Annotated in this window: 20 protein-coding genes and 2 tRNA genes; 16 read left to right on the top strand and 6 right to left on the bottom strand. The window is 70.7% G+C overall.

Going from position 1 to position 21210, the window contains the following annotated elements:
* Positions 1-35 precede the first annotated feature (35 nt).
* Complete coding sequence (locus tag AB0J40_RS37725; protein ID WP_364463307.1) at positions 36-1139, top strand: S1 family peptidase; 1104 nt, start codon at positions 36-38, stop codon at positions 1137-1139.
* 96 nt (positions 1140-1235) lie between these two features.
* Here AB0J40_RS37725 and AB0J40_RS37720 read toward each other — a convergent pair whose 3' ends face one another.
* Entirely contained in the window at positions 1236-1640 is a 405-nt protein-coding gene (locus tag AB0J40_RS37720; protein ID WP_364463304.1) for an SsgA family sporulation/cell division regulator, read from the bottom strand.
* 200 nt (positions 1641-1840) lie between these two features.
* On the opposite strand from AB0J40_RS37720, the gene AB0J40_RS37715 reads away from it, so the two are divergent.
* A complete protein-coding gene (locus tag AB0J40_RS37715; RefSeq protein WP_364463301.1) occupies positions 1841-2269 on the top strand; it encodes a MarR family transcriptional regulator in 429 nt (142 codons plus the stop codon).
* Complete coding sequence (locus tag AB0J40_RS37710; RefSeq protein WP_364463298.1) at positions 2266-3345, top strand: FAD-dependent monooxygenase; 1080 nt, start codon at positions 2266-2268, stop codon at positions 3343-3345. Before AB0J40_RS37715 ends, AB0J40_RS37710 begins: the two co-directional genes overlap by 4 nt.
* Here AB0J40_RS37710 and AB0J40_RS37705 read toward each other — a convergent pair.
* The gene (locus tag AB0J40_RS37705; protein ID WP_364463295.1) at positions 3323-3796 is read right to left on the bottom strand and encodes an Lrp/AsnC family transcriptional regulator; all 474 of its coding nucleotides are present in this window, start codon (positions 3794-3796) and stop codon (positions 3323-3325) included. The genes AB0J40_RS37710 and AB0J40_RS37705 overlap by 23 nt on opposite strands.
* Before the next feature lie 213 nt (positions 3797-4009).
* Here AB0J40_RS37705 and AB0J40_RS37700 point away from each other — a divergent pair, with 213 nt between their 5' ends.
* Positions 4010-4999, top strand: a complete 990-nt coding sequence (locus tag AB0J40_RS37700; RefSeq protein WP_364463292.1) for a beta-ketoacyl-ACP synthase III — start codon at positions 4010-4012, stop codon at positions 4997-4999.
* On the opposite strand, the gene AB0J40_RS37695 is transcribed toward AB0J40_RS37700, so the two are convergent.
* A complete protein-coding gene (locus AB0J40_RS37695) occupies positions 4987-6486 on the bottom strand; it encodes an adenylate/guanylate cyclase domain-containing protein (RefSeq protein ID WP_364463289.1) in 1500 nt (499 codons plus the stop codon). The two genes, AB0J40_RS37700 and AB0J40_RS37695, sit on opposite strands and share 13 nt — an antisense overlap.
* A gap of 64 nt (positions 6487-6550) precedes the next feature.
* Between AB0J40_RS37695 and AB0J40_RS37690 the strand changes: the two genes are divergently transcribed.
* Positions 6551-7048: an FBP domain-containing protein gene (locus AB0J40_RS37690; RefSeq protein ID WP_364463286.1), complete on the top strand. Its 498-nt coding sequence runs from the start codon at positions 6551-6553 to the stop codon at positions 7046-7048.
* Here the strand turns inward: AB0J40_RS37690 and AB0J40_RS37685 are convergent.
* A complete protein-coding gene (locus AB0J40_RS37685) occupies positions 7045-7857 on the bottom strand; it encodes a class I SAM-dependent methyltransferase (protein ID WP_364463283.1) in 813 nt (270 codons plus the stop codon). The genes AB0J40_RS37690 and AB0J40_RS37685 overlap by 4 nt on opposite strands.
* The gene (locus AB0J40_RS37680) at positions 7857-8540 is read right to left on the bottom strand and encodes a FadR/GntR family transcriptional regulator (RefSeq protein ID WP_364463280.1); all 684 of its coding nucleotides are present in this window, start codon (positions 8538-8540) and stop codon (positions 7857-7859) included. Before AB0J40_RS37680 ends, AB0J40_RS37685 begins: the two co-directional genes overlap by 1 nt.
* Positions 8541-8584: 44 nt before the next feature.
* On the opposite strand from AB0J40_RS37680, the gene AB0J40_RS37675 reads away from it, so the two are divergent.
* The 3 genes from AB0J40_RS37675 (at position 8585) to AB0J40_RS37665 (ending at position 10504) form a co-directional block, all read left to right on the top strand.
* Complete coding sequence (locus tag AB0J40_RS37675; protein WP_364463277.1) at positions 8585-9208, top strand: GNAT family N-acetyltransferase; 624 nt, start codon at positions 8585-8587, stop codon at positions 9206-9208.
* The gene (locus AB0J40_RS37670; RefSeq protein WP_364463274.1) at positions 9205-9558 is read left to right on the top strand and encodes a VOC family protein; all 354 of its coding nucleotides are present in this window, start codon (positions 9205-9207) and stop codon (positions 9556-9558) included. The genes AB0J40_RS37675 and AB0J40_RS37670 overlap by 4 nt, the downstream gene beginning before the upstream one ends.
* A 172-nt stretch (positions 9559-9730) precedes the next feature.
* Complete coding sequence (locus tag AB0J40_RS37665) at positions 9731-10504, top strand: sulfite exporter TauE/SafE family protein (RefSeq protein WP_364463271.1); 774 nt, start codon at positions 9731-9733, stop codon at positions 10502-10504.
* Here AB0J40_RS37665 and hisC read toward each other — a convergent pair.
* Positions 10494-11549 carry a histidinol-phosphate transaminase gene (gene hisC / locus AB0J40_RS37660; protein ID WP_364463268.1) on the bottom strand — a complete coding sequence of 352 codons (1056 nt, stop codon included), beginning with the start codon at positions 11547-11549 and terminating at the stop codon, positions 10494-10496. The genes AB0J40_RS37665 and hisC overlap by 11 nt on opposite strands.
* A gap of 146 nt (positions 11550-11695) precedes the next feature.
* Here hisC and AB0J40_RS37655 point away from each other — a divergent pair, with 146 nt between their 5' ends.
* The 8 genes from AB0J40_RS37655 (at position 11696) to AB0J40_RS37620 (ending at position 21185) form a co-directional block, all read left to right on the top strand.
* Positions 11696-12325, top strand: coding sequence for a dienelactone hydrolase family protein (locus AB0J40_RS37655; RefSeq protein ID WP_364463265.1), 630 nt, complete (start codon positions 11696-11698; stop codon positions 12323-12325).
* An 18-nt stretch (positions 12326-12343) separates the two neighbouring features.
* On the top strand, positions 12344-14323 hold the full coding sequence (locus tag AB0J40_RS37650; protein ID WP_364463262.1) for an acetoacetate--CoA ligase: 1980 nt from the start codon (positions 12344-12346) through the stop codon (positions 14321-14323).
* Between the two features lie 37 nt (positions 14324-14360).
* Entirely contained in the window at positions 14361-16076 is a 1716-nt protein-coding gene (locus AB0J40_RS37645) for a phosphatidylglycerol lysyltransferase domain-containing protein (protein WP_364463259.1), read from the top strand.
* Between the two features lie 65 nt (positions 16077-16141).
* Positions 16142-16231 (top strand) — tRNA-Ser (locus AB0J40_RS37640).
* A gap of 46 nt (positions 16232-16277) precedes the next feature.
* Positions 16278-16351 (top strand) — tRNA-Arg (locus AB0J40_RS37635).
* A 274-nt stretch (positions 16352-16625) separates the two neighbouring features.
* On the top strand, positions 16626-18011 hold the full coding sequence (locus AB0J40_RS37630) for a T3SS effector HopA1 family protein (protein ID WP_364463256.1): 1386 nt from the start codon (positions 16626-16628) through the stop codon (positions 18009-18011).
* Between the two features lie 205 nt (positions 18012-18216).
* On the top strand, positions 18217-19839 hold the full coding sequence (locus AB0J40_RS37625; RefSeq protein WP_364463254.1) for a glycosyl hydrolase family 18 protein: 1623 nt from the start codon (positions 18217-18219) through the stop codon (positions 19837-19839).
* The gene (locus AB0J40_RS37620) at positions 19836-21185 is read left to right on the top strand and encodes a cellulose binding domain-containing protein (RefSeq protein WP_364463251.1); all 1350 of its coding nucleotides are present in this window, start codon (positions 19836-19838) and stop codon (positions 21183-21185) included. Before AB0J40_RS37625 ends, AB0J40_RS37620 begins: the two co-directional genes overlap by 4 nt.
* The last annotated feature ends 25 nt before the right edge of the window (positions 21186-21210 follow it).

The raw sequence follows: 21210 nt of genomic DNA, 5'->3' as shown, positions 1-21210 counted from the left end.
GGTGCAGAGCCGCGCGTAACCACCTAGGGAGAAGCATGAAGATCGCCAGACTCTTCGGTGCCGCTGCCGCCGCGGTGACGATGACGGGTGCGCTCGTCGCGGTCGCCGTCCCCGCGTCGGGCCAGGACCTGCTGAACCCGGACATCGTGCCCGCCATGCAGCGCGACCTCGGCCTGACCCACGACCAGGTGCTGACGCGGCTGAAGAGCGAAGACGTCGCGAACAAGGTCACCGAGGCCGTCAGCGCGACGCTCGGCGACGCGTTCGGCGGCGCCACCTACAACGCCGCCACGGGCAAGGCGCACATCCAGACGACGGACGCCGCGTCGGTCGCCAAGATCCAGGCGGCCGGGGCCGAGGCGGAGGTCGTGAAGTTCAGCGCCCGCCAGCTCGACTCCACTGTGGACAGGTTCAAGGCCCTCGACAGCTCGGCGCCGTACGCGATCACCGGCTGGGGCGTGGACTCCGTCACCAACCGCGTCACGCTTTCCGTCCTGCAGGGCCAACGCGCCGCGGCCGACGCGTTCCTCACCCGGTCCGGTGTGGACAGGTCGTCGGTCACGATCCTCGACGCGACCTCGAAGCCCACGCTGCACGCCAACATCCGCGGCGGGGACGCCTACTACATCGGCGGCTCGGCGCGCTGCTCGGTCGGTTTCGCGACCACGACCGGCTTCGTCACCGCCGGCCACTGCGGCGCGCTCACCGGCGGCGGCTCGCTGACCGGGTCGAACGGCGCCGCGCTCGGCAGCTGGATCACCTACCGCTTCCCGGGTGTCGACTACGCGGCGGTCCGGACCAACAGCAGCTGGACTCCGGTCGCGCAGATGAACAACGGGACCGCGGTGCGCGGGTCGTCGAACGCGGCGACCGGCTCGTCGGTCTGCAAGGCCGGCTCGACCACCGGCTGGACCTGCGGCACCATCGGCGCGAAGAACCAGAGCGTCCGCTACTCCGAGGGCACGGTCAACGGCATGACCGCGACCAACGTCCGCTCGGCGGCCGGTGACTCCGGCGGCGGCTTCATCGCCGGCAACTACGCGCAGGGCATCCTGTCCGGCGGCAACACCAGCGTGACGTACTTCTACCCGATCGCCGGCGCGCTGTCCGGCACCGGCACCACCCTGAAGACCAGCTGATCCCTTTTCGGAGAAGCGAAAGGGCGGGTTTCGAGTGCCTCCAGCGCACTCGAAACCCGCCCTTCGTCCTCGCCGCGGGATTGGGAGGTTCGGGGGTCAGACGTTGCTGATCTCCTCGATCAGCCCGTCGACGTCGAAGTGCGCGCTCTCTTCGCCGAGCGGCACCAGTTCGAAGGAGGCATCGAGGAACGTGCGGACGTCCTCGACTTCGAGCTCGAACGACGCGTAGCCGTCCGGTGACTCGATTTCCAGGGTCATGAAGTCTTCGTCCTCGGACAGGTCCGGGCGGATCCGGACGTCACCGAGGCCCGCCGGCTCGTCGAGGCCGGCCACCAGGAGGTCACGCGCGAAGGTCCACTCGATCCACCGGCCGCGCTCGGTCCGGAACGCCACGGTGACCGCGAAGGGCTCGTCGGCGTGGTAGGACAGGCGGGACAGGACGGGCGTGGTGCTTTCGTTCAGCACCACGAACTGGCTCTGGTGAATGGCGTCGGTCTGCATGGCCCCTCCTGGAGTCCGGTGGCGGTTCGCGCGGCGCGAACTGTTCGAGGAGGAGATGGCCGGGCATCGCGGTCATGACGAAGAAACTCTCACGTTCACTTGATCGGTTGCATCCGTCCATTGTGGTGTAACGTCCGGCACCTTTCCCTTGCGTCCGGCTCCGGCTGAGGCCGCTTCAGAAGATGCTAGTCTCTACTAGCATGGACGAGCGAACAGCATGGTCGGAACGCGCCGCGGCCTTCTTCGCCGAGCAGTACGGCATCCCGCCGATCGCCGGCCGCATCCTCGGCTGGCTGATGGTCTGCGACCCGCCGGCCCAGTCGGCGACCGCGATCGCCGAGGCCATCGGCGCGAGCCGGGCGTCGCTCACCTCGAACATGAACCTGCTGACGGCGGCCCGCCTGGTCCGCAAGCACCGCGTGCCCGGCGACCGCACGACCTACTTCCGCATCGACGACGACGCCTGGCCGCGCGTGGTCCGCGAGCGCATCGCGACCCTCGCTTCGTTCGTGGCCATCGCCGACGACGGCCTGGCGCTGTTCGAACCCGGCGACGAGCGCGCCGCCCGCGTCCGCGCGGCGCGGGACACGTTCGCCTGGCTGGCCGAAGCCCTGGAGGGACCGAAGTGAAAGCAGTGGTTGCGGGGGCGGGCATCGGAGGCGTCACGGCGGCGCTCGCGCTGATGAAGGCCGGCTGGGACGTCGAAGTGCTCGAACGCGCACCCGAGCTGGGCGAAGTCGGCGCCGGGCTCTCGATCGCGCCGAACGCCCTGCGCGCGCTGGACGCGCTGGGCGTCGGGGAGAAGGTCCGGGCGGCCGCCACGCCGTCGCAGGCCGCGTACAACCTGTGCCTGCCGTCGGGGGAGTTCCTGCGGCGCTTCGACCCGGCGCACGACACGCCGTTGTCCTGCTTCCACCGCGCGGACCTGCACCGCCTGCTCGCCGCCGAGCTGCCGCCGGACGTCGTTCGGACCGGCTGCGCGGTCCGCGAGGTGACCCCGGACGGAGACGTCGTCCACGACACCGGACAGGTGACGGCCGACCTGGTGGCCGGTGCGGACGGCATCCACAGCGCGGTGCGCGAGGCGCTGTGGCCCGGGATCGCACCCCGCTTCCGCTACACGGTCTGGCGGGGCGTGACCGAGCCGGGCGTCGAGGACGCGGGCACGTTCACCTTCGGCCGCGGCGCGTACTTCCTGGTCCACCCGATCGGCGGCGGCCGGGTGTACTGGGCGCTGGCGGTGCACGAGACCCGGCCGGGCGTCCGGTACGACGACGACCTGGCCGAAGTCCGGCGCCGGGTGCGCGGCTGGCACGTCGAGCCGCTCCTCGACGTGACGCCGAAGGTGCTGCACAACGACGTCACCGATCTGCCGCCACTACCCTCGTACGTCCGCGGCCGGGTGGCGCTGCTCGGCGACGCGGCCCACGCGATGACCCCCGACATGGGCCAGGGTGCGTGCCAGGCGATCGAGGACGCGGTGACGCTGGCGGCGGTCGGCCTCGAGGGCTACGACCGGGCCCGCCTCGCCCGCACCCACGGCATCGCCCGGATGGCCCGCCGCAAGGGCGCGATGGCGCTGACGCCGTCCCGGCTGGGGTACGCGCTCAACCGGCTCGGCATGCGCGCGCCGGCGTCGGTGGTCCGGAAGCAGACGGAGAAGCTGTGGGCCTGGACCCCGCCTACGGTCCCAGCGGGAGCGTGAGCCCGACCTTCACCCGGTCCATCGCCACGCTCGTGGTGAAGTGCCGGACGTTCGGGTTGTCGAAGAACATCCGCCGGGTGAAGGCCTCGAAGCCCGTCATGTCCGGGCACGTCACGACCAGCACGAAGTCGGCGTTGCCGGTGACGTAGTAGCACTGCTGCACGCAGTCGTCGGCCAGGACCTGGCGGCGGAACGCGTCCAGCACCGCGAGGTTCTCCCGCTCCAGCTCGACCATGACCACGAACGTCATGCTCAGCCCGAGCGCCTCCGGCGACAGCACCGCGACCTCGCGCTCGATCACGCCCGCCTCGCGCAGCCGCTTGATCCGCCGCTGCACCGCCGCGGCGGAGAGGCCGACCTTCGCGCCGATCGTCTCGGCGATCGTGCGGGCGTCCTCCTGGAGGCAGGCGAGGATGGCGATGTCCAGCTGGTCGAGGTCGGGTGTCTGCACCCCAGCAGGCTAACCGGGACCCCCGACGATTTGGCGCGGGTTCGCGGCCGGCTCACTCCACCGTGACGCCGCTCACTACTCCGTCCGAGACGAAAGTGAAACAACTTTTTCCGTGACCTGGAACACAACTGACCGGTCTACCAGGGGGTAGCCCATACAAGTGGAAGACCAGCCGGTCGCTCCGCCAACCCGCCGGCGTGGGGAGGCTCTCCCGTGCCCGCACCTGCCGCCGTGCTGACCGGCCTCGGTTCGTGGTTGCCGACGAAAGTCCTGGACAACCATGAGATCGCCGCCCGGCTCGACACCACGGACGAGTGGATCCGGACCCGCACCGGCATCCGCGAGCGCCGCGTCGCGGGGCCCGAGGAGTCCACTGTGGACCTCGCGGTCGGGGCGGGCCGCGAAGCGCTGGGCGGCTCGAGTGCCGACGTCGTCGTCCTCGCCACCGCCACCCCGGACCAGCCCTGCCCGGCCAGCGCGCCGCAGGTCGCCGCCCGGCTCGGGCTCGGCACGGCCGCGGCGTTCGACGTCAACGCCGTCTGCAGCGGCTTCGTCTACGCGCTGGCCACGGCGGCCGGCTTCATCGCGGGCGGCATCGCCGAGCGGGTCCTGGTGATCGGCGCCGACACCTTCACCACGCTCGTCGACCCGGAAGACCGCACGACCGTCCCGATCTTCGGCGACGGCGCGGGCGCCGTCCTGCTGCGCGCGGGTGAGCCCGGCGAGCCCGGCGCGTTCGGCCCGTTCGACCTGCACAGCGAGGGCGAGCACGCCGACCTGCTGTGGGTCGAGGCCGGCGGCGCGCGGCGGCGGCTGTCCGACCAGCCGGGCGACCGCTTCCTCGCGATGCAGGGCACCGCGGTGTTCCGGCACGCCTGCGCGCGGATGGCCGAGTCGTCGCGGACGGTGCTGGACCGCGCGGGCTGGATGGTCGGTGACGTCGACCGCTTCGTCGGGCACCAGGCGAACATCCGGATCCTCCAGGCGACGGCGAAGCAGCTCGGCATGCCGGCCGACGCCGTCGTCGCCAACATCGACCGCGTCGGCAACACCAGCGCCGCGTCGATCCCGCTCGCGCTGGCCGACGCCCGGGCCGACGGCACCCTCGCGCCGGGGCACCGCGTGCTGCTCAGCGCGTTCGGCGCGGGCCTGACGTGGGGCTCGACGGTGCTGCGCTGGCCGGACCTGGGTCAGCTGTCCTGAGGTTTCGGGCGGGCCGTCCAGGTCGGTGTCGCCTCCTGGCGGCCGCGCAGCTCCAGCTCGCCGTGCTTCTCCCAGTGCGCGCCTTCGCTCGGCAGCGCGGCCGAGACGACGGCGTCGCTGGCGAGGATGCGTGACGGCACGGCCTTGGCCAGCTCGGTCAGCCGCGCGGCCTCGTTGACGGCGTCGCCGATCACCGTGTATTCGAGCCGGCTGCTGGTGCCGAGCTGCCCGGCGAACACCGGCCCGCTGGAGACGCCGATGCCGAGGTCGAGCTCGCCGTCCGCGCACACCTCGTCCCGGATCGCGCGGGCCGCGGCGAGGGCGGCGGTCGGGGCGTCCGCGAGCCGGGTCGGAGCGCCGAAGATGCACAGCGCGGCGTCGCCCTGGAACTTGTTGACGAGCCCGCCGCGGGCGTTCACCGCGGCGACGACGGCGGCGAACAGCCGGTTCAGCTTGCGCACGAGTTCTTCCGGCGGGGTGCGGTAGGCGAGCGCGGTCGAGTCGACGACGTCGACGAACAACGCCGTGACCTCGCGGACGTCGCCGGACAGGGACGCGCCGTATTCGAGGGCGTGCCGGGCGACGTCGGCGCCGACGTGCCTGCCGAAGAGGTCCCGCATCCGCGCCTGCTCGCGCAGCCCGGCGGCGAGCTGGTTGACCGACGTCTGGAGCAGGCCGATCTCGCTGGAGTCGTCGACTTCGACCGCGACCTCGTTGTCGCCGCGGGCGATCCGGTCGAGGGCCACGCGCAGCCGGTGCAGGGGCGCCGCGACGGCCCTGGCCAGCAGCGCGGTCCCGATGGCGCCCACCGCGAGGCCGATGACCGACAGCATGATCAGGCTCGCGGTGTGGTCGCCGGAGCCGAGGTCCGGTGGCGTGGCGACGAGCAGGACGCCGACGAACGGGACGCCGCTGGCCAGTGCCCAGGTGACGACCAGCCGGGTCAGCACGGTGACGGGCAGCGACCCGCGCGGCGGCAGGACGTCGAGGGCGATGGTCATCACCGGCCGCGCGACCCATTCGGCGGCTAGGTAGGTGAGCCCGACGGTGGTGAGGCCGCCGAGCCCGATGACGGTCGCCATGCCGACGGCGTCTTGGGCGGACCCGAGCGCGCCGGCCAGCACGCTGAGGACGACGGTCCCGACGAGCCAGAGGGTGCCGCTGACCACGGCCATGTCGACGGGCAACCGCAGGGCCCGCCGGGCTTCGCTTTCCGACGGCGGCCGGCCGAGCACGAACCAGACGGCGGTGCGCCGCTGCAGCCAGGCGGTCCACAGCGTCCCGGCGAGCAGCGAGCCGGCGACGATGGCGGCGGCGGTCAGGCCGAGGACCCACCCGCGATCGCCGACGTCGCCGGGCAGGCCCTGGAAGAGCAGGAGCAGGGCCACGACACCGGAACCGGCGACACTGGACCCGACGCCGAGCCCGGCGAAGCCCAGGCTGGTGCGCAACACGACCCGGAAGTTCTTCACGGCGATCTTGCGCACGGCGTTGATCGTACGGCCGAAAATGCGTGGCCACCGCCGGTGCCCGGTGGTTACGGTGCGGATCATGGACCCACTCGGCCAGGACGAGGTGCGGGCCTCGTTCGTCAACTGCACCCGCGGCGAAGCCAAGGGCGTGACGCTGCCCGCCCGCCCCGAGGACATCCCCTGGGAGCGGCGGGAGTTCCTCGGCTGGCGCGATCCGAAGGCGCCGTCGCGCGCCTACCTCGTGCTGCCCTTCGGCGGTGAGGTGGTCGGGCTCGCCCTGCGTGCCGCTCCGGCGCCGAAGTCGCGCCTGCGCAGCAACATCTGCGGCTTCTGCACCACGACCCACGGGCTCGCCGACGTCACGCTCTTCTCCGGCCGGCGCGCCGGGAAGGCCGGCCGCGAGGGCAACACACTGGGCATCTACGCGTGCGGGAACCTCGGCTGCTGCCAGTACGTCCGCGGCGAGCTGAAGTCCGACGTGCCCCAGCCGTACGAGACGCTCACCCTCGACGAACGCCTCGCGCGGCTGGAGGAGAAGCTGCACAAGTTCGTGGCACGCGTGCTGGAGTCGCGTTAGAAGCGGTACCGCACGATGTGTGCGGTACGGGCCAGTGGCCGGAAGACCTTCAGCATCCGCAGCTGGAACCGGGTGATCGGGCCCATCTTGGTCAGCACGTCCGGGGTCGCCCAGTGCGCGGCGTCCAAAGAGGACTCCAGCGTGAGGCCGCAGCGTTCGAGCTCGCGCGGGTCGTCGATGCCCCAGTACAGCGTCGCGCCCGCCTTGCGCACCGGCGCGTTGAGCTTCTGGATCTTGATCGCTGTCCGGTTGAACAGGTCGCAGATCAGCTCGCCGGACGGGAACTTCGCGGCCAGCCGGCGGAACAGCTCGGTGCCGGTCTCGGGCTTCAGGTACATCGTGAGGCCTTCGGCGACGATCAGCGCCGGCCGGTCCGACGGCACCTGGTCGAGCCACCCGAAGTCGGTGACCGACGTGCTGATGTGCGACTGGTTCGGCGCCTTGTCGTAGAGCTTTTCGCGCAGCTCGACGACTTCGGGGTAGTCGACGTCGTACCAGTGGACGGTCTCCGGTGGCGAGAGGCGCTGGAACCGCGTGTCCAGACCGCAGCCCAGGTGCAGCACGATCGCGTCCGGGTGCGCGCGCAGGTACTCGGCGGCCCAGTCGTCGATCGGCTTCGCCCGCAGGACGACCGACACCGCGCGGTCGGGGGAGATGCCGATCTTGGTGAAGTCGTAGTCGATCCGGCGGACGGCGTCGTCGGCCGCCTGGTCGCCGAGGATCGGGTGGGCGCTGCGGTAGTCGAGCGCGCGGCCGTAGAGCGTGGCCAGGTTGGTGGCCTTCTCCTCGGTGAAGTGCACCTTCTCCATCAGCGTTCCTCCGCGGCGAAGTCGTGCGCGTACGTCTTGGCGTCGACCAGGTGCTTCAGCGTCAGCTCGCGGGCCGCGGCCGGATCGGACCGGCGGATCGCGTCGAGGATCGCGCGGTGGTCGTCGACCGCCTTGCGGATCTGGCCCGGCAGCCGCAGCGCCGCCCGCCGCTCCTCGCCGACCAGGGCGAGGACCGACCGCAGCAGCCCGGCGACGTCGTCGTTGCCCGCGTTCTGCGCGATCACCCGGTGGAACTCGGCGTCGGCGGCGATGACGTGCAGCATGTCGCCGTCCTCGGCCGCCTGCGCCATCTCGGCGACGTTGTCCTCGAGGCGGCTCACGGTCTTCGCCGTGGCCTGCCTGGCGAGCCGTTCGGCGAGGGTCGGCTCGACGGTCGCGCGCAGGTCGAAGAGCTTTTCGACGAGCTGGTCGTGCTCGGTGAACCACGTCCGCAGCGGCTGTTCCTGCTGCTCGCGGACGTAGGTGCCGGAGCCGGCGCGGATCCGGACGTACCCGATGGAGTCGAGGACGCGCAGGGCCTGCCGCAGCGACCCTCGGCTGATGCCGAGGTCCTCGCAGAGCACGCGTTCGGCGGGCAGCCGCGACCCCGGCGGCAGCTTCCCGGAGTCGATCAGCGACCGCAGCCGGTCGACGGTCGCGCTCCAGACCTGCTCGGTGTCCACGCCGCCATCCTCTCAGCTCGCGGAAACTGTCGGGGGTGCCTGCCATGATCGCGGACATGGACATCCTGGGGGCGTGGGTGCGGGGCTGGGTGGTCTCGCGGGCGGTACCGGAGCCGGTCGTGGAGCCGGACGGCTTCCGCATCGACGTCGGCCTGCCCGGCCATCGCGTCCGCTACCTACTCCGGTCGCCGCCGGCGGTGGCCGCGCGGGCGTGGACGGTGGCCGAGCCGGGCACGTGGCTGAAGACGTGTGGCGCGCGGGCTGCTGTGCTCGCGGGTCTGACACCCGAGTGGGAGGCGCGGGCGACGGAGTACCTGATGACCTTCGACGGCGGCATCCCGCCCGCCGAGGCGCCCACGGGATACGAGGTGACGGTGCGCGGCGACGGGCCGGTGTGGTCCGTCGCGGTGACCTCCGGCGGCGACGAGGCGGCCCGTGGCTGGGTCGCGGTGGCCGGCGGCGTGGCGGTGTTCGACCGGATCGTCACCGAGCCCGCCCACCGGCGGCGCGGGCTCGGCCGGGTGGTGATGCACCGCCTGGGCGTCGCCGCCGGCGCTCGAACGAACGCATTGCTGGCGTCGGAGGCCGGGCGCGGGCTGTACGGCGCGCTCGGCTGGCGGGTGGCGTCCGAAGTGGTGCCCGCCCACGTACCGGAAGGAGCGCGATGACCGCGCAGTTCAAGGACCTCGCCCTCGACGCGGCCGACCACCAGGCCCTGGCCGACTGGTGGTGCCGGGCGATGGGGTACGTCCGCCGTGACTCGCTGACCGGCGACGAGCGCCCGGCCGGCTGGCCGGTCCCGATCGTCGACCCGGCCGGCGGCGGGCCGTTGATCTGGCTCAACCCGGTCCCGGAGCCGAAGAGCGGCAAGAACCGCATGCACCTGGACGTCTTCGGCGACAAAGCCGAGCTGCTGGAGCTGGGCGCGACCGTGGTCCGCGAACGCGACGACGACATCGAATGGGACGTGCTGGCCGACCCGGAAGGGAACGAATTCTGCGTCTTCACCCCACGCTGAGTGAGGCTTGTTCAGCCGTCGCCCGCCGCATGACTTTCCGCGCCGGCCGACGTCCGTGTGCGGGGCGCGGCGGGCTGACCAGAACAAGCCTCACTGTCTCGCCTGCCACATCTGGGCCCATCCACTTCGCGGGCCCGAGCCGAGATGCTTAGGCTCCGCACGTGAGTGCGCTATGACGTGGTGGCACGCGGTGATCGTCGTGGTCGCCGGGATCTGGGCGGGCACCATCAACGCCGTCGTCGGGTCGGGGACCCTCGTGACCTTTCCCGTTCTCGTCGCGCTGGGCTACTCGCCCGTGACCGCGACGACGTCCAATGCCATCGGCCTCGCGCCCGGCACCCTCAGCGGTGCCTGGGGCTACCGGCACGAGCTGACCGGCTACTGGCGGCAGACCGCGAAGTTCGCCGTCGCGTCGTTCCTCGGCGCCATCGGCGGCACCATCCTGCTGCTGTCGCTGCCGAAGGACGCCTTCGAAGCCGTCGTCCCCGTGCTCGTCGGCCTCGCCGTGATCCTCGTGATCGTGCAGCCCAAGGTGTCCCGGTGGGTCGCCAAGCGCCGCGAAGAGAACGGCGAAGAGCACAAAGCCGGTCCGCTGCTGATGTTCTTCATCTTCCTCATCGGCATCTACGGCGGTTACTTCACCGCCGCGCAGGGCGTGATGCTGATGGCGGTCATGGGGATGCTGCTGTCCGAGCCGCTGCAGAAGCTCAACGGCGTCAAGAACGTCCTCGCCGCCGTGGTCAACGTCGTCGCCGGCGTGATCTACGCGTTCGTCGCGCCGATCAGCTGGCCCGTCGTGCTGTGGCTGGCCGTCGGCTCGACCGCCGGCGGCTTCCTCGGCGCGAAGATCGGCCGGAAGCTGCCGCCGGCGGTGCTGCGCGGCGTGATCGTCGTGATCGGCCTCGCCGCCGTCGTCCAGCTGGTCGTCAAGCAGTTCAGCGACTGAATTCCCGGGCCGCGGCCAGGAAGAGGTCGTTCTCCTCGCGGGTCCCGATGGTCACGCGCACGCCGTCGCCGGCGAACGGGCGCACCACCAGCTTGCGGTCCAGCGCGTGCTCGGCGAACGGCACGGCCTGCTCACCCAGCGGGAGCCAGACGAAGTTCGCCTGCGTCTCGGGCACCCGGTAGCCGGCCGCGATCAGCTCGTCGCGCACCCGGCCGCGCTCGGCGACGATCTCCCGGCAGCGCGCGAGCAGCTCGTCGGCGGCGTCGAGCGAGGCCAGCGCGGCCACCTGGGCCAGCATGTTCACCGAGAAGGCGACGTACACCTGGCGAAGCGCGTCCGCGATCGGCTCCGGCGCGACGGCGTAACCGACGCGCAGGCCCGCGAGGCCGTACGCCTTCGAGAACGTGCGAAGCACCATGACGTTCGAGCGCGTCCGCGTGTACTCGACGCCGTCGGGAACCTCCGGGTCGGTGACGAACTCCTTGTAGGCCTCGTCCAGCACCACCAGCACGCGCTGCGGGACCGCGTCGAGGAAGCGCTCCAGCTCGGCGCGCCGGATCGCCGTGCCGGTCGGGTTGTTGGGGTTGCAGACGAAGACCACGCGCGTCCGGTCGGTGATCGCCGCGAGCATCGCGTCGAGGTCGAGCTCCTGGCCCTCGGTGATCGGGACCAGCACCGGCTTCGCGTGCGCCACCTGCGTCACGATCGGGTAGGCCTCGAACGACCGCCAGCCGAAGAGCACCTCGTCACCCGGGGCGCAGGCGGCCTGGATCGTCTGCTGGCACAGCGACACCGAGCCGCAGCCGATCGCGACGCGCTCGACCGGCACGTCCAGCTCGCGCGCCAGCCGCTCGCGCAGGGCCTGCGAGCCGGTGTCGGGGTAGCGGTTGATACCGGCCGCGGCCTCGGCGATCGCCTGCGCGACGCTCGGCAGCGCGCCGCCGGGCACCTCGTTGCTCGCCAGCTTGATCGCGCCTTCGATCGTCCGGCCGGGCACGTACTTCGGCAACGATTCGAGGTCGGCACGAGGGGACACGGACGACATCTTCGGCGCTCCTCCGGTTGAACGGGACAACCCCGTCACCGTATCTTTTCCGCCCGCCGCCCCGCGACTCCCTTCAGGCGGTATGTGACCGGGAGAGCTGGTTAACTGGGTTCCTTCCGTTCACCTCAAAGTGATTGAGTGACGCAATGACGTCGACCAGCACCGTGGACTACCAGCGCACCGACGGCCGGGCCCTGACTCTCACCTTCTCCGAACCCGAAGGGTCGCTACGCGGCGGTTTGGTGGTCCTGCACGAGGCGGACGGCGTCACCGACGGCGTGAAACTGCTGCTCGCCAGCCTCGCCTTGGAGGGCTGGCTGACCGTCACGCCGCACCTCGAGAACGCGGAGCTGACGCAGCAGGACCTGCTCGACGCGACGGACATCACACTCGCCTGGCTCGTCGACCGCGGGGTCCAGGCCGACCTGCTCGGCGTGATGGGCTTCGACCTGGGTGGCACCGCGGCCCTCGTCGTCGCTTCGCACCGACGGCTGGGCGCCGCCGTGAGCGTCGGCGGGCAGCAGGCCGCGGAACTGCCCGCGCTGGTCGAGATCGCCGGGAAGCTCACCAGCCCGTGGCTCGGCATGTACGGCGACGCCGGCGACGAGGCGGGCGGCGCCGACGTCGAGCGGCTGCGTGACGCCGCGGCGTCGGCGAAGGTCGCCACCAACGTCGTCCACTACCCGGGCGCGAACCACCGCTTCGACGCCGACCCCGGCGCCGCCGCCGAGGCCTGGCAGCGCACCCTGAACTGGTTCGACGCGCACCTGCGGTAGGCGCATTACGCTCGTGACGTGACGCACACCGCCGACGCCCCCGAAGTGCTCTGGCGCCCTGAGCCGAGCCACGTTGCCGACACCAAGATCGAAGCCTTCCGCCAGTGGCTGCGTGCCGAACGCGGCGTCGAGGTGGACGACTACCGCTCGCTCTGGGAGTTCTCCGTCGAGCGCGGCCCGGACTTCTGGACGGCGGTCGCGGACTTCCTCGGCGTCCGCTGGCACGACCAGCCCGGCGAGGTGCTCTCCGGCGAGATGCCGAACGCCGTCTGGTTCGACGGCGCCACGCTCAACTACGCCGAGCACGCGCTCACCCCCGGCGTCGCGGGGGCGACGAAGGCCGACGACGAAACGGCGGTGATCTTCCACCGCGAAGACGGCTTCGCGGACCACCTCACCTACGGCGAGCTTCGCGCGCAGGTCGGCGCCGCACGGGCGGCGCTGCTCGAACTGGGCGTCGGCAAGGGCGACCGGGTCGTCGCGCTGGCCCCGAACTGCCCGCAGACGCTGGTCGCGTTCCTCGCCGCGGCGAGCATCGGGGCGATCTGGTCGTCGTGCTCGCCGGACTTCGGCGTCCGCGCGATCGCGGACCGGTTCGTGCAGATCGAGCCGAAGGTGCTCTTCGCGGTCAACGCCTACGCGTACAACGGCCGACAGTTCGACATCCGGGGGACGGTCACCGACCTGCAGGCGAAGCTGCCGTCGCTGGCCGCGACGGTGCTCGTCGAGTACGTCGGCGAGGGCCGGCTGGACGGTGCCCTCGACTGGGCCGAGCTGCTCGCGAAGCACGAGGGCGCGCCCCTGCTGTTCGAGCCGGTCGAGTTCGCGCACCCGCTGTGGGTGCTCTACTCGTCGGGGACCACCGGCCTGCCGAAGGGCATCGTGCACGGCCACGGCGGCATCACCCTCGAACACCTCAAGGCCCTCGCGCTGCAGACGGACCTCGGGCCGGGCGACCGGTTCTTCTGGTTCAGCACCACCGGCTGGATGATGTGGAACTTCCTCATCTCCGGCCTGCTCGTCGGCACGACGATCGTGCTCTACGACGGCAGCCCCGGCCACCCGGACCTCAACGCGCTCTGGCACCTGGCCGAGCAGCACCGCGTCACGTACTTCGGGACGTCGGCGCCGTTCATCCAGAGCTGCCTGAAGGCCGGCATCAAGCCCGCCGAGCGCTACGACCTCACGGCGTTGCGCGCGCTCGGCTCGACCGGGGCGCCGCTGAGCGTCGAGGGCTTCCGGTGGATCGTCAACGAGGTCGGGAAGGGCGTCCAGATCTGCTCGGTTTCCGGCGGCACCGACCTGTGCGCGGCGTTCGTCGCGTCGGCACCCGACGTCCCGGTGTGGCTGGGGGAGCTGTCCTGCCCCGCGCTGGGCGCCGCGGTCAACGCGTTCGACGAGGCGGGCAACGCCGTCGTCGAGGAGGTCGGTGAGCTGGTCATCACGAAGCCGATGCCGTCGATGCCGGTGTTCTTCTGGAACGACCCGGACGGCTCGCGCCTGCGTGAGGCCTATTTCGAGATGTACCCGGGGTTGTGGCGCCACGGCGACTGGATCCGGGTCACCAACCGCGGCTCGGCGGTGATCTACGGCCGCAGCGACTCGACGCTCAACCGCGGCGGCGTCCGGATGGGCACCGCGGAGTTCTACCGGGTCGTCGAGGGGTACGACGAGATCGCGGACTCCCTGGTCGTGGACACTTCGGCGGCCGGGAACGAGGACGGTCAGCTGATCTGTTTCGTGGTGCTCGCCGGCGGTGCTTCGCTCGAAGACGTCGAGCCCCGGCTGAAGCAGGAGCTTCGTAGCGCGCTGTCACCGCGGCATGTACCCGATCGGTTCGTCGTGGTTTCGGAGATTCCCCGGACTTTGAACGGTAAAAAGTGTGAAGTACCGGTGAAGAAGATTCTGGCCGGTGTGGCTCCCGACCGGGCCGTCAGCCGCGACGCGCTGGCGAACCCGGCGGCCTTGACGCCGTTCGTGGAGCTCGCCGGGGGATAGATGGGGGAAGCATGATCGTCTGCAACGGGTTGTACGGGTGGTGACGGGGACCCGCGCGCAAACCACCTGGCGGGTGGCGGGAGCCACCACCGTGGGGGTGATCACCTGGGTGACCCGGCTGGCCGGACTGATGACGCTCGTGTCGGTCCTGGTGCCCGCCGGGCGCCGCAACCTGCGCGGGCACCTGTCGGAGTGGCTGGAGCTGCCGCAGGAGGCGACGGTCGCGGCGGCGACCGTCGCGCTGGTCACCGGCGTGCTGCTGGTGCTGCTGGCAGCCGGCCTGCGGCGGCGCAAGCGCCGGGCCTGGCAGCTGGCGGTCGGCGCGACGGTGCTGCTCACGGTGTCGCACATCGGCCTGCGGCACGTCTTCGGCGCCGGGATGGTGTCCGTCGTCCTGCTGGTGGGCCTGATCGCGAGCCGGCGCTACTTCGTCGCGAAGCCGGACCCGGTGGTCGGGCGCTGGCGTGCGGTGCGGGTGTTCCTGCAGCTGGCGCTGGCCGGGTTCGTGATCAACGTCATCCTGCTGTCGGTGGCGTCGCGGGCGGTGCTGGAGCCGATGAGCTTCCCGGACCGGGTGGCGGAGTCCGCGCTCGCGCTGGTCGGCGCCAGCGGGCCGGCGGTGTTCCACCAGATGTGGCTGGAGGACATGACGGCGGCCGTCGGGCTGCTGTTCGGCCTCGCCGCGGTCCTGGTGTCGGCGTACTTCCTGCTGCGCTCGGCCGAGCCGGCGCCGCGGCTGTCCGATGAGGAGGTCGACCGCCTCCGCAAGCTGCTCGACGAGCACGGCGACCGGGACTCGCTCGGCTACTTCGCGCTGCGGCGGGACAAGTTCGCGGTGTTCTCGCGGACGGGCAAGGCGGCGGTCACCTACCGCGTGATCGCCGGGGTGGCGCTGTGCTCGGCCGACCCCTTGGGCGACCACGAGGCGTGGCCGGGCGCGATCGAGGAGTACCTGGAGGTCTGCCGCCGCAACGGCTGGGTGCCGGCGGCGATGGGTGTCTCGGAGCTGGGAGCGACGGTCTGGGCCCGGTTCGGCCTGGAGGTGCTGGAGATCGGCGACGAGGCGGTCGTGGACGTCGACGGGTTCACGTTGGACGGACGCGTGATGCGCGGCGTCCGCCAGGCCGCGGCCCGCACGAAGCGCGCGGGCTACAAGGTGCTGGTGCGCCGCACCGAGGACCTGCGGCCCGGCGAGCTGGCGGAGCTGGAGGTCCTGGCGGCCAACTGGCGCGGCACGGACACCGAGCGTGGCTTCTCGATGGCGCTGGGCCGCATGGGCGACCCGGGATCGGTCCTGGTGACGGCCGAACAGGGCGGCCGCGTGCGAGGCGTGCTGCAGTTCGTCCCATGGGGGTCGACGGGCCTGTCCCTGGACGTGATGCGCCGCGACCGGTCGGCCGACAACGGCGTCAACGAGCTGATGATCTCGGAGCTGTTGCTGGCGGCCCGCCGCCACGGCGTCACGCAGGTGTCGTTGAACTTCGCGGCGTTCCGGGCGCTGATGGAACAGGGCCAGCGCATCGGCGCGGGCCCGGTGGCGCGCATGTCGGCGAAGGTCCTGCACTTCTTTTCGCGGTGGATCCAGATCGAGACGCTGTACAAGTTCAACGCGAAGTTCCAGCCCCGGTGGGCGCCGCGGTACCTGGTTTATCCGGGCGTCCGCGAGCTACCCCGGGTGGGCATCGCGACGTTCGAGGCGGAAGGCCTGGGCGGACGGTCCCCGCGCCTGCTCAGGCTGCTGCAACGTGCGTGAGGGGGGTGCCGTTCGGGGGTGATCCGGGGGTGTGTAACCTATCTGAGCAGTGGTCGTTGGGCCCAGGAGGCTTCGCCTAGTCTGGTCTATGGCGCCGCACTGCTAATGCGGTTGGGGGTAACCCCCCCTCCCGGGTTCAAATCCCGGAGCCTCCGCTGGTACCCGGTTCGCCGGGTGCTAGGTTAGAGAACAACTGAACACGCGCCCGTAGCTCAGCTGGATAGAGCATCTGACTACGGATCAGAAGGTCAGGGGTTCGAATCCCTTCGGGCGCACGTCTGGTTGAGACAGCAGTACCGAGCAGGGCCTCGTTTCCGGTTGGAGACGAGGCCCTGCTTGTTTTCCCGCCTGGGCAGCCGGCGCTGCCCGTGGAACCGCCCGTGCGCCCGTGGTCCGCCGGCTCGGCTCGTGCCACCGTTGATCGATCACCGGGTTCGGTGCCGATGCGAAAACAGCCGACCCGGGCTCGTGACGGGAGGGCCGGTCTTCGTGAAAGCCCACTGGCCCGGTGACCGTGAGCGCGTACCCCGTGGCCGTCCGGTCGTGCCCGTGCGCCGCCCCGAACCCGAGCAGCTGCTGCGGCTCAACCGGCTCGCCGGCAACGCGGCCGTGGCGTCGCTCGTCGTGCAGCGGGTACGGCTTTCCGACGCGGACAAGCAGCGGATCAAGGCACTGGACAAGAAACCGGCTGCCACCGCCAAGAAGCGGATCAAGGCGTTCTCCACCAGCGAGGGCGGGCTGTGGAACCTGCTGATCAGCTTCGCGGTCGGTTCGAAGATCCCGGGACCGGAGCGGGAGGTGTACCTCGCCGCGCTGTACCGCGCGCTCGGCGAGGACCAGCCGCTGGACGCGCTCATCGATCTGCGGGCCCTGCTCGACCGGAAGTACGGTGAAGTCTCGGTGCTGCCGGACAAGCCCGGCAAGCAGGAGCCGCCGCCGCGCTTCCTCCCCCCGGGCGGTGTCGGCTTCGCCCCGTCACTCGACCAGATCAAGTCGACCCGCGAAAAGCTGGTCAAGCACGTCGAGGAGAAGAAACCACCGGCGGCGTGGTCCGCCTTTCCCGTGGGCGTCCGGAAGCAGCTGATGGAAATGTGGGACAAGTGGCAGCGGGGCGAAACCGACGCGGCGAGCTTCTACGACGACTTCTACAAGCAGTCCGACGCGAAGCGGGCGATGGACGTCCCATCCGCCGGTCAGTACGTCGCCGCGCTCGCCGCGCAGGACCTCCTCGGTTCCACGCCGAAGGAACAAGCCGCGGACTCGAAAAGCGGTTACCCGCTCACGCTCGGCCACAAAGGTGGCTCGCCGCGGAGCCGGCTCTACCTGAACCCGCACCCGCGGCACGTCGCGGACGTGTACCGGTTCGTCAAGGACCACGTCGACTCGATCCCCGGCGTCATCTGGGTCAAGCTCGCCGACCACGCGCGGGCCATGACGGTGCGGGACGTCATCGTCATCTACCTCTCGACCGAGCACCCCGGCGCCGAGCAGGCGGTGGTCGGCGTCCTCAGGGACTACCAGTCCCGCCACGGCGGCCACTTCGTCGACGAGGTGCCCCGCTTGACGCGCGGCCTGCTCCCCGGTGTCGGTGTCGGCGACGAACCGCCCAACAGCGGCCTGGTGGGCATGGTCGAGAAGCAAACCCAGGCGATGACCAGCGAGGAACTGAATCGGCACGAGATCGACTTCGGCTCGTTCTCGTTCTCCACCTACCGCTCCACGCTCGTCGTGCGGGCCATCGAGGACGCCGGCGGCATCGGCGGCCGGGTGGACGTGTTCCAGTCGCTCGTCGCGGAGTACTTCGCCCGCGCGGGCATCGATCTCACCGACCCGGCCCGGCAGCGCCCGGCTGATCCGAGCGCTCTCCCGATACTGGGCATGCTCCGGCAGGCCCGGGAAGAGGACCGGGGAGAGAAGGAAAAGGAACACTCCTGACCGCGGCGATCGCTGCTTTCCGTAACTGGACTGGACCAGTGAGCTGACCTTCGTCCCGGCTGGTCAGCCCGTGGTCGGCACTCTCCGTGGTTGTTCTTCCCTAATTGGTCTGGACCACGTAACGTCTTCGCAAACGGTTCGAAAAACACCGCCTCGGTCCCCCCGCGGTGCCGGGCCGTTCCCGTACCTGGCTCAAGGGAGAGCGATGTCCAGAAAGAGATGGCACCTCCTCGGTTTGTTCACCGCGGTCGGCGCGCTCGCGATCGGTCTCGTGACCGTTCCGGCCAGCGCCGCCGGCGGCGTCAGCGCCAGCTTCACCAAGGGCTCCGACTGGGGCACCGGCTATGAAGGCAAGTACACGATCAACAACGGCTCCGGCTCGACGCTGGCCGCCTGGACGGTCGAGTTCGACCTCCCGTCCGGCGCGAAGATCTCGTCGCTCTGGGACGGCAGCTACACCGCGTCCGGCCAGCACGTCACCGTCAAGAACACCTGGAACGGCAACGTCGGCAACGGCTCGACCGCGAGCTTCGGCTTCAACGTCGCCTACTCCGGCACCTACTCGGCGCCGGCGAACTGCAAGCTGAACGGCGGCTCCTGCGACGCCGGCGGCGGCACCCCGACCACCACGCCGACCACCCCGACGCAGCCCACCACCAATCCCACGACGCCGACCACCCCGCCGACCACGACCACGCCACCGCAGACCGGTGGGCTGAAGAACGTCGGCTACTTCGTGCAGTGGGGCGTCTACGGCCGCAACTACCACGTCAAGAACATCGAAACCTCGGGCTCGGCGAGCAAGCTGACCCACATCAACTACGCCTTCGGCAACGTGACGAACGGGCAGTGCACGGCGAACGACGACCCGTACGCCGACTACCAGAAGACCTACGACGCCGCGGGCAGCGTCGACGGCGTCGCCGACACCTGGGACCAGCCGGTCGCGGGCAACTTCAACCAGCTGCGCAAGCTGAAGAAGCTGCACCCGGGCCTCAAGGTGATCTGGTCGTTCGGCGGCTGGACCTACTCCGGCGGCTTCGGCCAGGCGTCGCAGAACGCCGCCGCCTTCGCGCAGTCCTGCTACAACCTGCTGAAGGACCCGCGCTGGGCGGACATCTGGGACGGCATCGACATCGACTGGGAGTACCCCAACGCGTGCGGTCTTTCCTGTGACACCAGCGGTGCCGCGGCCTACAAGAACCTGATGTCGGCGCTGCGGGCGAAGTTCGGCTCGTCGTTCCTCATCACCTCGGCCATCACGGCGGACGGCAGCAGCGGCGGCAAGCTCGACGTCGCCGACTACGGCGGCGCCGCGCAGTACGTCGACTGGTACAACGTCATGAGCTACGACTACTTCGGCGCGTGGGCGGCGCAGGGCCCGACGGCTCCGCACTCGCCGCTGACGTCGTACTCGGGCATCCCGACCGCCGGGTTCTACTCCGACGCCGCGATCCAGAAGCTGAAGAGCAAGGGCGTCCCGTCGAGCAAGCTGTTGCTGGGCATCGGGTTCTACGGCCGCGGCTGGACCGGCGTCACGCAGAGCACCCCGGGCGGCACCGCGACCGGGCCGGCGCCGGGGACGTACGAGCAGGGCATCGAGGACTACAAGGTCCTGAAGAACAGCTGCCCGTCGACCGGCACGATCGCCGGCACCGCGTACGCCAAGTGCGGCAGCAACTGGTGGAGCTACGACACCCCGGCGACCATCGGCGGGAAGATGTCCTACGCCAAGCAGCAGGGTCTCGGCGGCGCCTTCTTCTGGGAGCTGACCGGCGACACCACCGGCGGCGAGCTCATCACCGCGATGAAGAACGGCCTGTCATGAGGCGCCGGTGGTTGCCCGCACTCGGGCTGGCGGCCGCGGCCGCCACGATCGGCGCGATGTTCGTGATCGCCCCGGCGAACGCGGCGGGCGGCGTGTCCGCGACCTTCTCGAAGGGCTCCGACTGGGGCACCGGGTACGAGGGCAAGTACACGATCGCCAACGGCTCGGGCTCGACGCTCGCGACCTGGACCGTCGAGTTCGACCTGCCGAGCGGCGCGAAGATCTCGTCGCTCTGGGACGGCAGCTACACCGCGTCCGGCCAGCACGTCACCGTCAAGAACACCTGGAACGGCAACGTCGCCAACGGCGGTAGCGCCAGCTTCGGCTTCAACGTGGCGTACTCCGGTTCGTACGTCGCGCCGTCGAACTGCAAGCTGAACGGGGGTTCGTGCTCCGCCGGGGGCACACCCCCCACGACCACGACGCCTCCTACGACGACGACCCCGCCGACGACCACCACGCCGCCCCCGCCGGGTGGCCGGGGCGCGCCCTACCTCTACATGGGCTGGGGCAGCCCGCCGAACCCGCAGACGGTGATGAACGCGACCGGGATCAAGTGGTTCACCATGGCGTTCATCAACGCCTCCGGTGGCTGCAACCCGGCGTGGGACAGCAGCCGTCCGCTCTCGGGCAGCGCCGACGCCACCGCGATCTCGCAGATCAAGGCGGCGGGCGGCCAGGTCGTCCCGTCGTTCGGCGGCTGGAGCGGCAACAAGCTCGGACCGAACTGCTCGACGTCCACCGCGCTCGCCGGCGCCTACCAGCAGGTGATCAACGCGTACGGGCTGAAGGCGATCGACATCGACATCGAGAACTCCGACGAGTTCGAGAACGAGGCCGTGCAGGACCGGATCCTGGGCGCGCTGAAGATCGTCAAGCAGAACAACCCGGGGATCCAGACGATCCTCACGTTCGGCACGTCGACGACCGGCCCGAACTACTACGGCAACCGGCTCATCGACCAGTCGAAGGCCCTCGGCGCGAACGTGGACGTGTTCACGATCATGCCGTTCGACTTCGGCGGCGGCGCGAACATGTACAACAGCACGGTCAGCGCGGCGAACGGCCTGCGGGACAAGCTGAAGTCGACGTTCGGCTGGAGCGACGCCACGGCGTACGCGCACCTGGGCATCTCGGGCATGAACGGGCTGTCCGACCAGCAGGAGCTGACGGACCTGTCGACGTGGACCCAGATCACGAACTGGGCCAAGTCGAACAAGATCGCCCGCCTGGCGTTCTGGTCGGTCAACCGCGACCGGGGCTGCCCCGGCGGCGGCGTCCAGTCGGCGTGCAGCGGCATCGCCCAGAACGACTGGGACTTCACCAAGGTGACGGCGGGCTTCTGACGTCGTCGTGAACGAAGGCCTCCTT

Source organism: Amycolatopsis sp. NPDC049691 (assembly GCF_040675005.1).
Lineage (GTDB): Bacteria > Actinomycetota > Actinomycetes > Mycobacteriales > Pseudonocardiaceae > Amycolatopsis.
The sequence above is the reverse complement of the archived record's forward strand: the minus strand, read 5'-3'. Positions and strand labels throughout refer to the sequence as shown.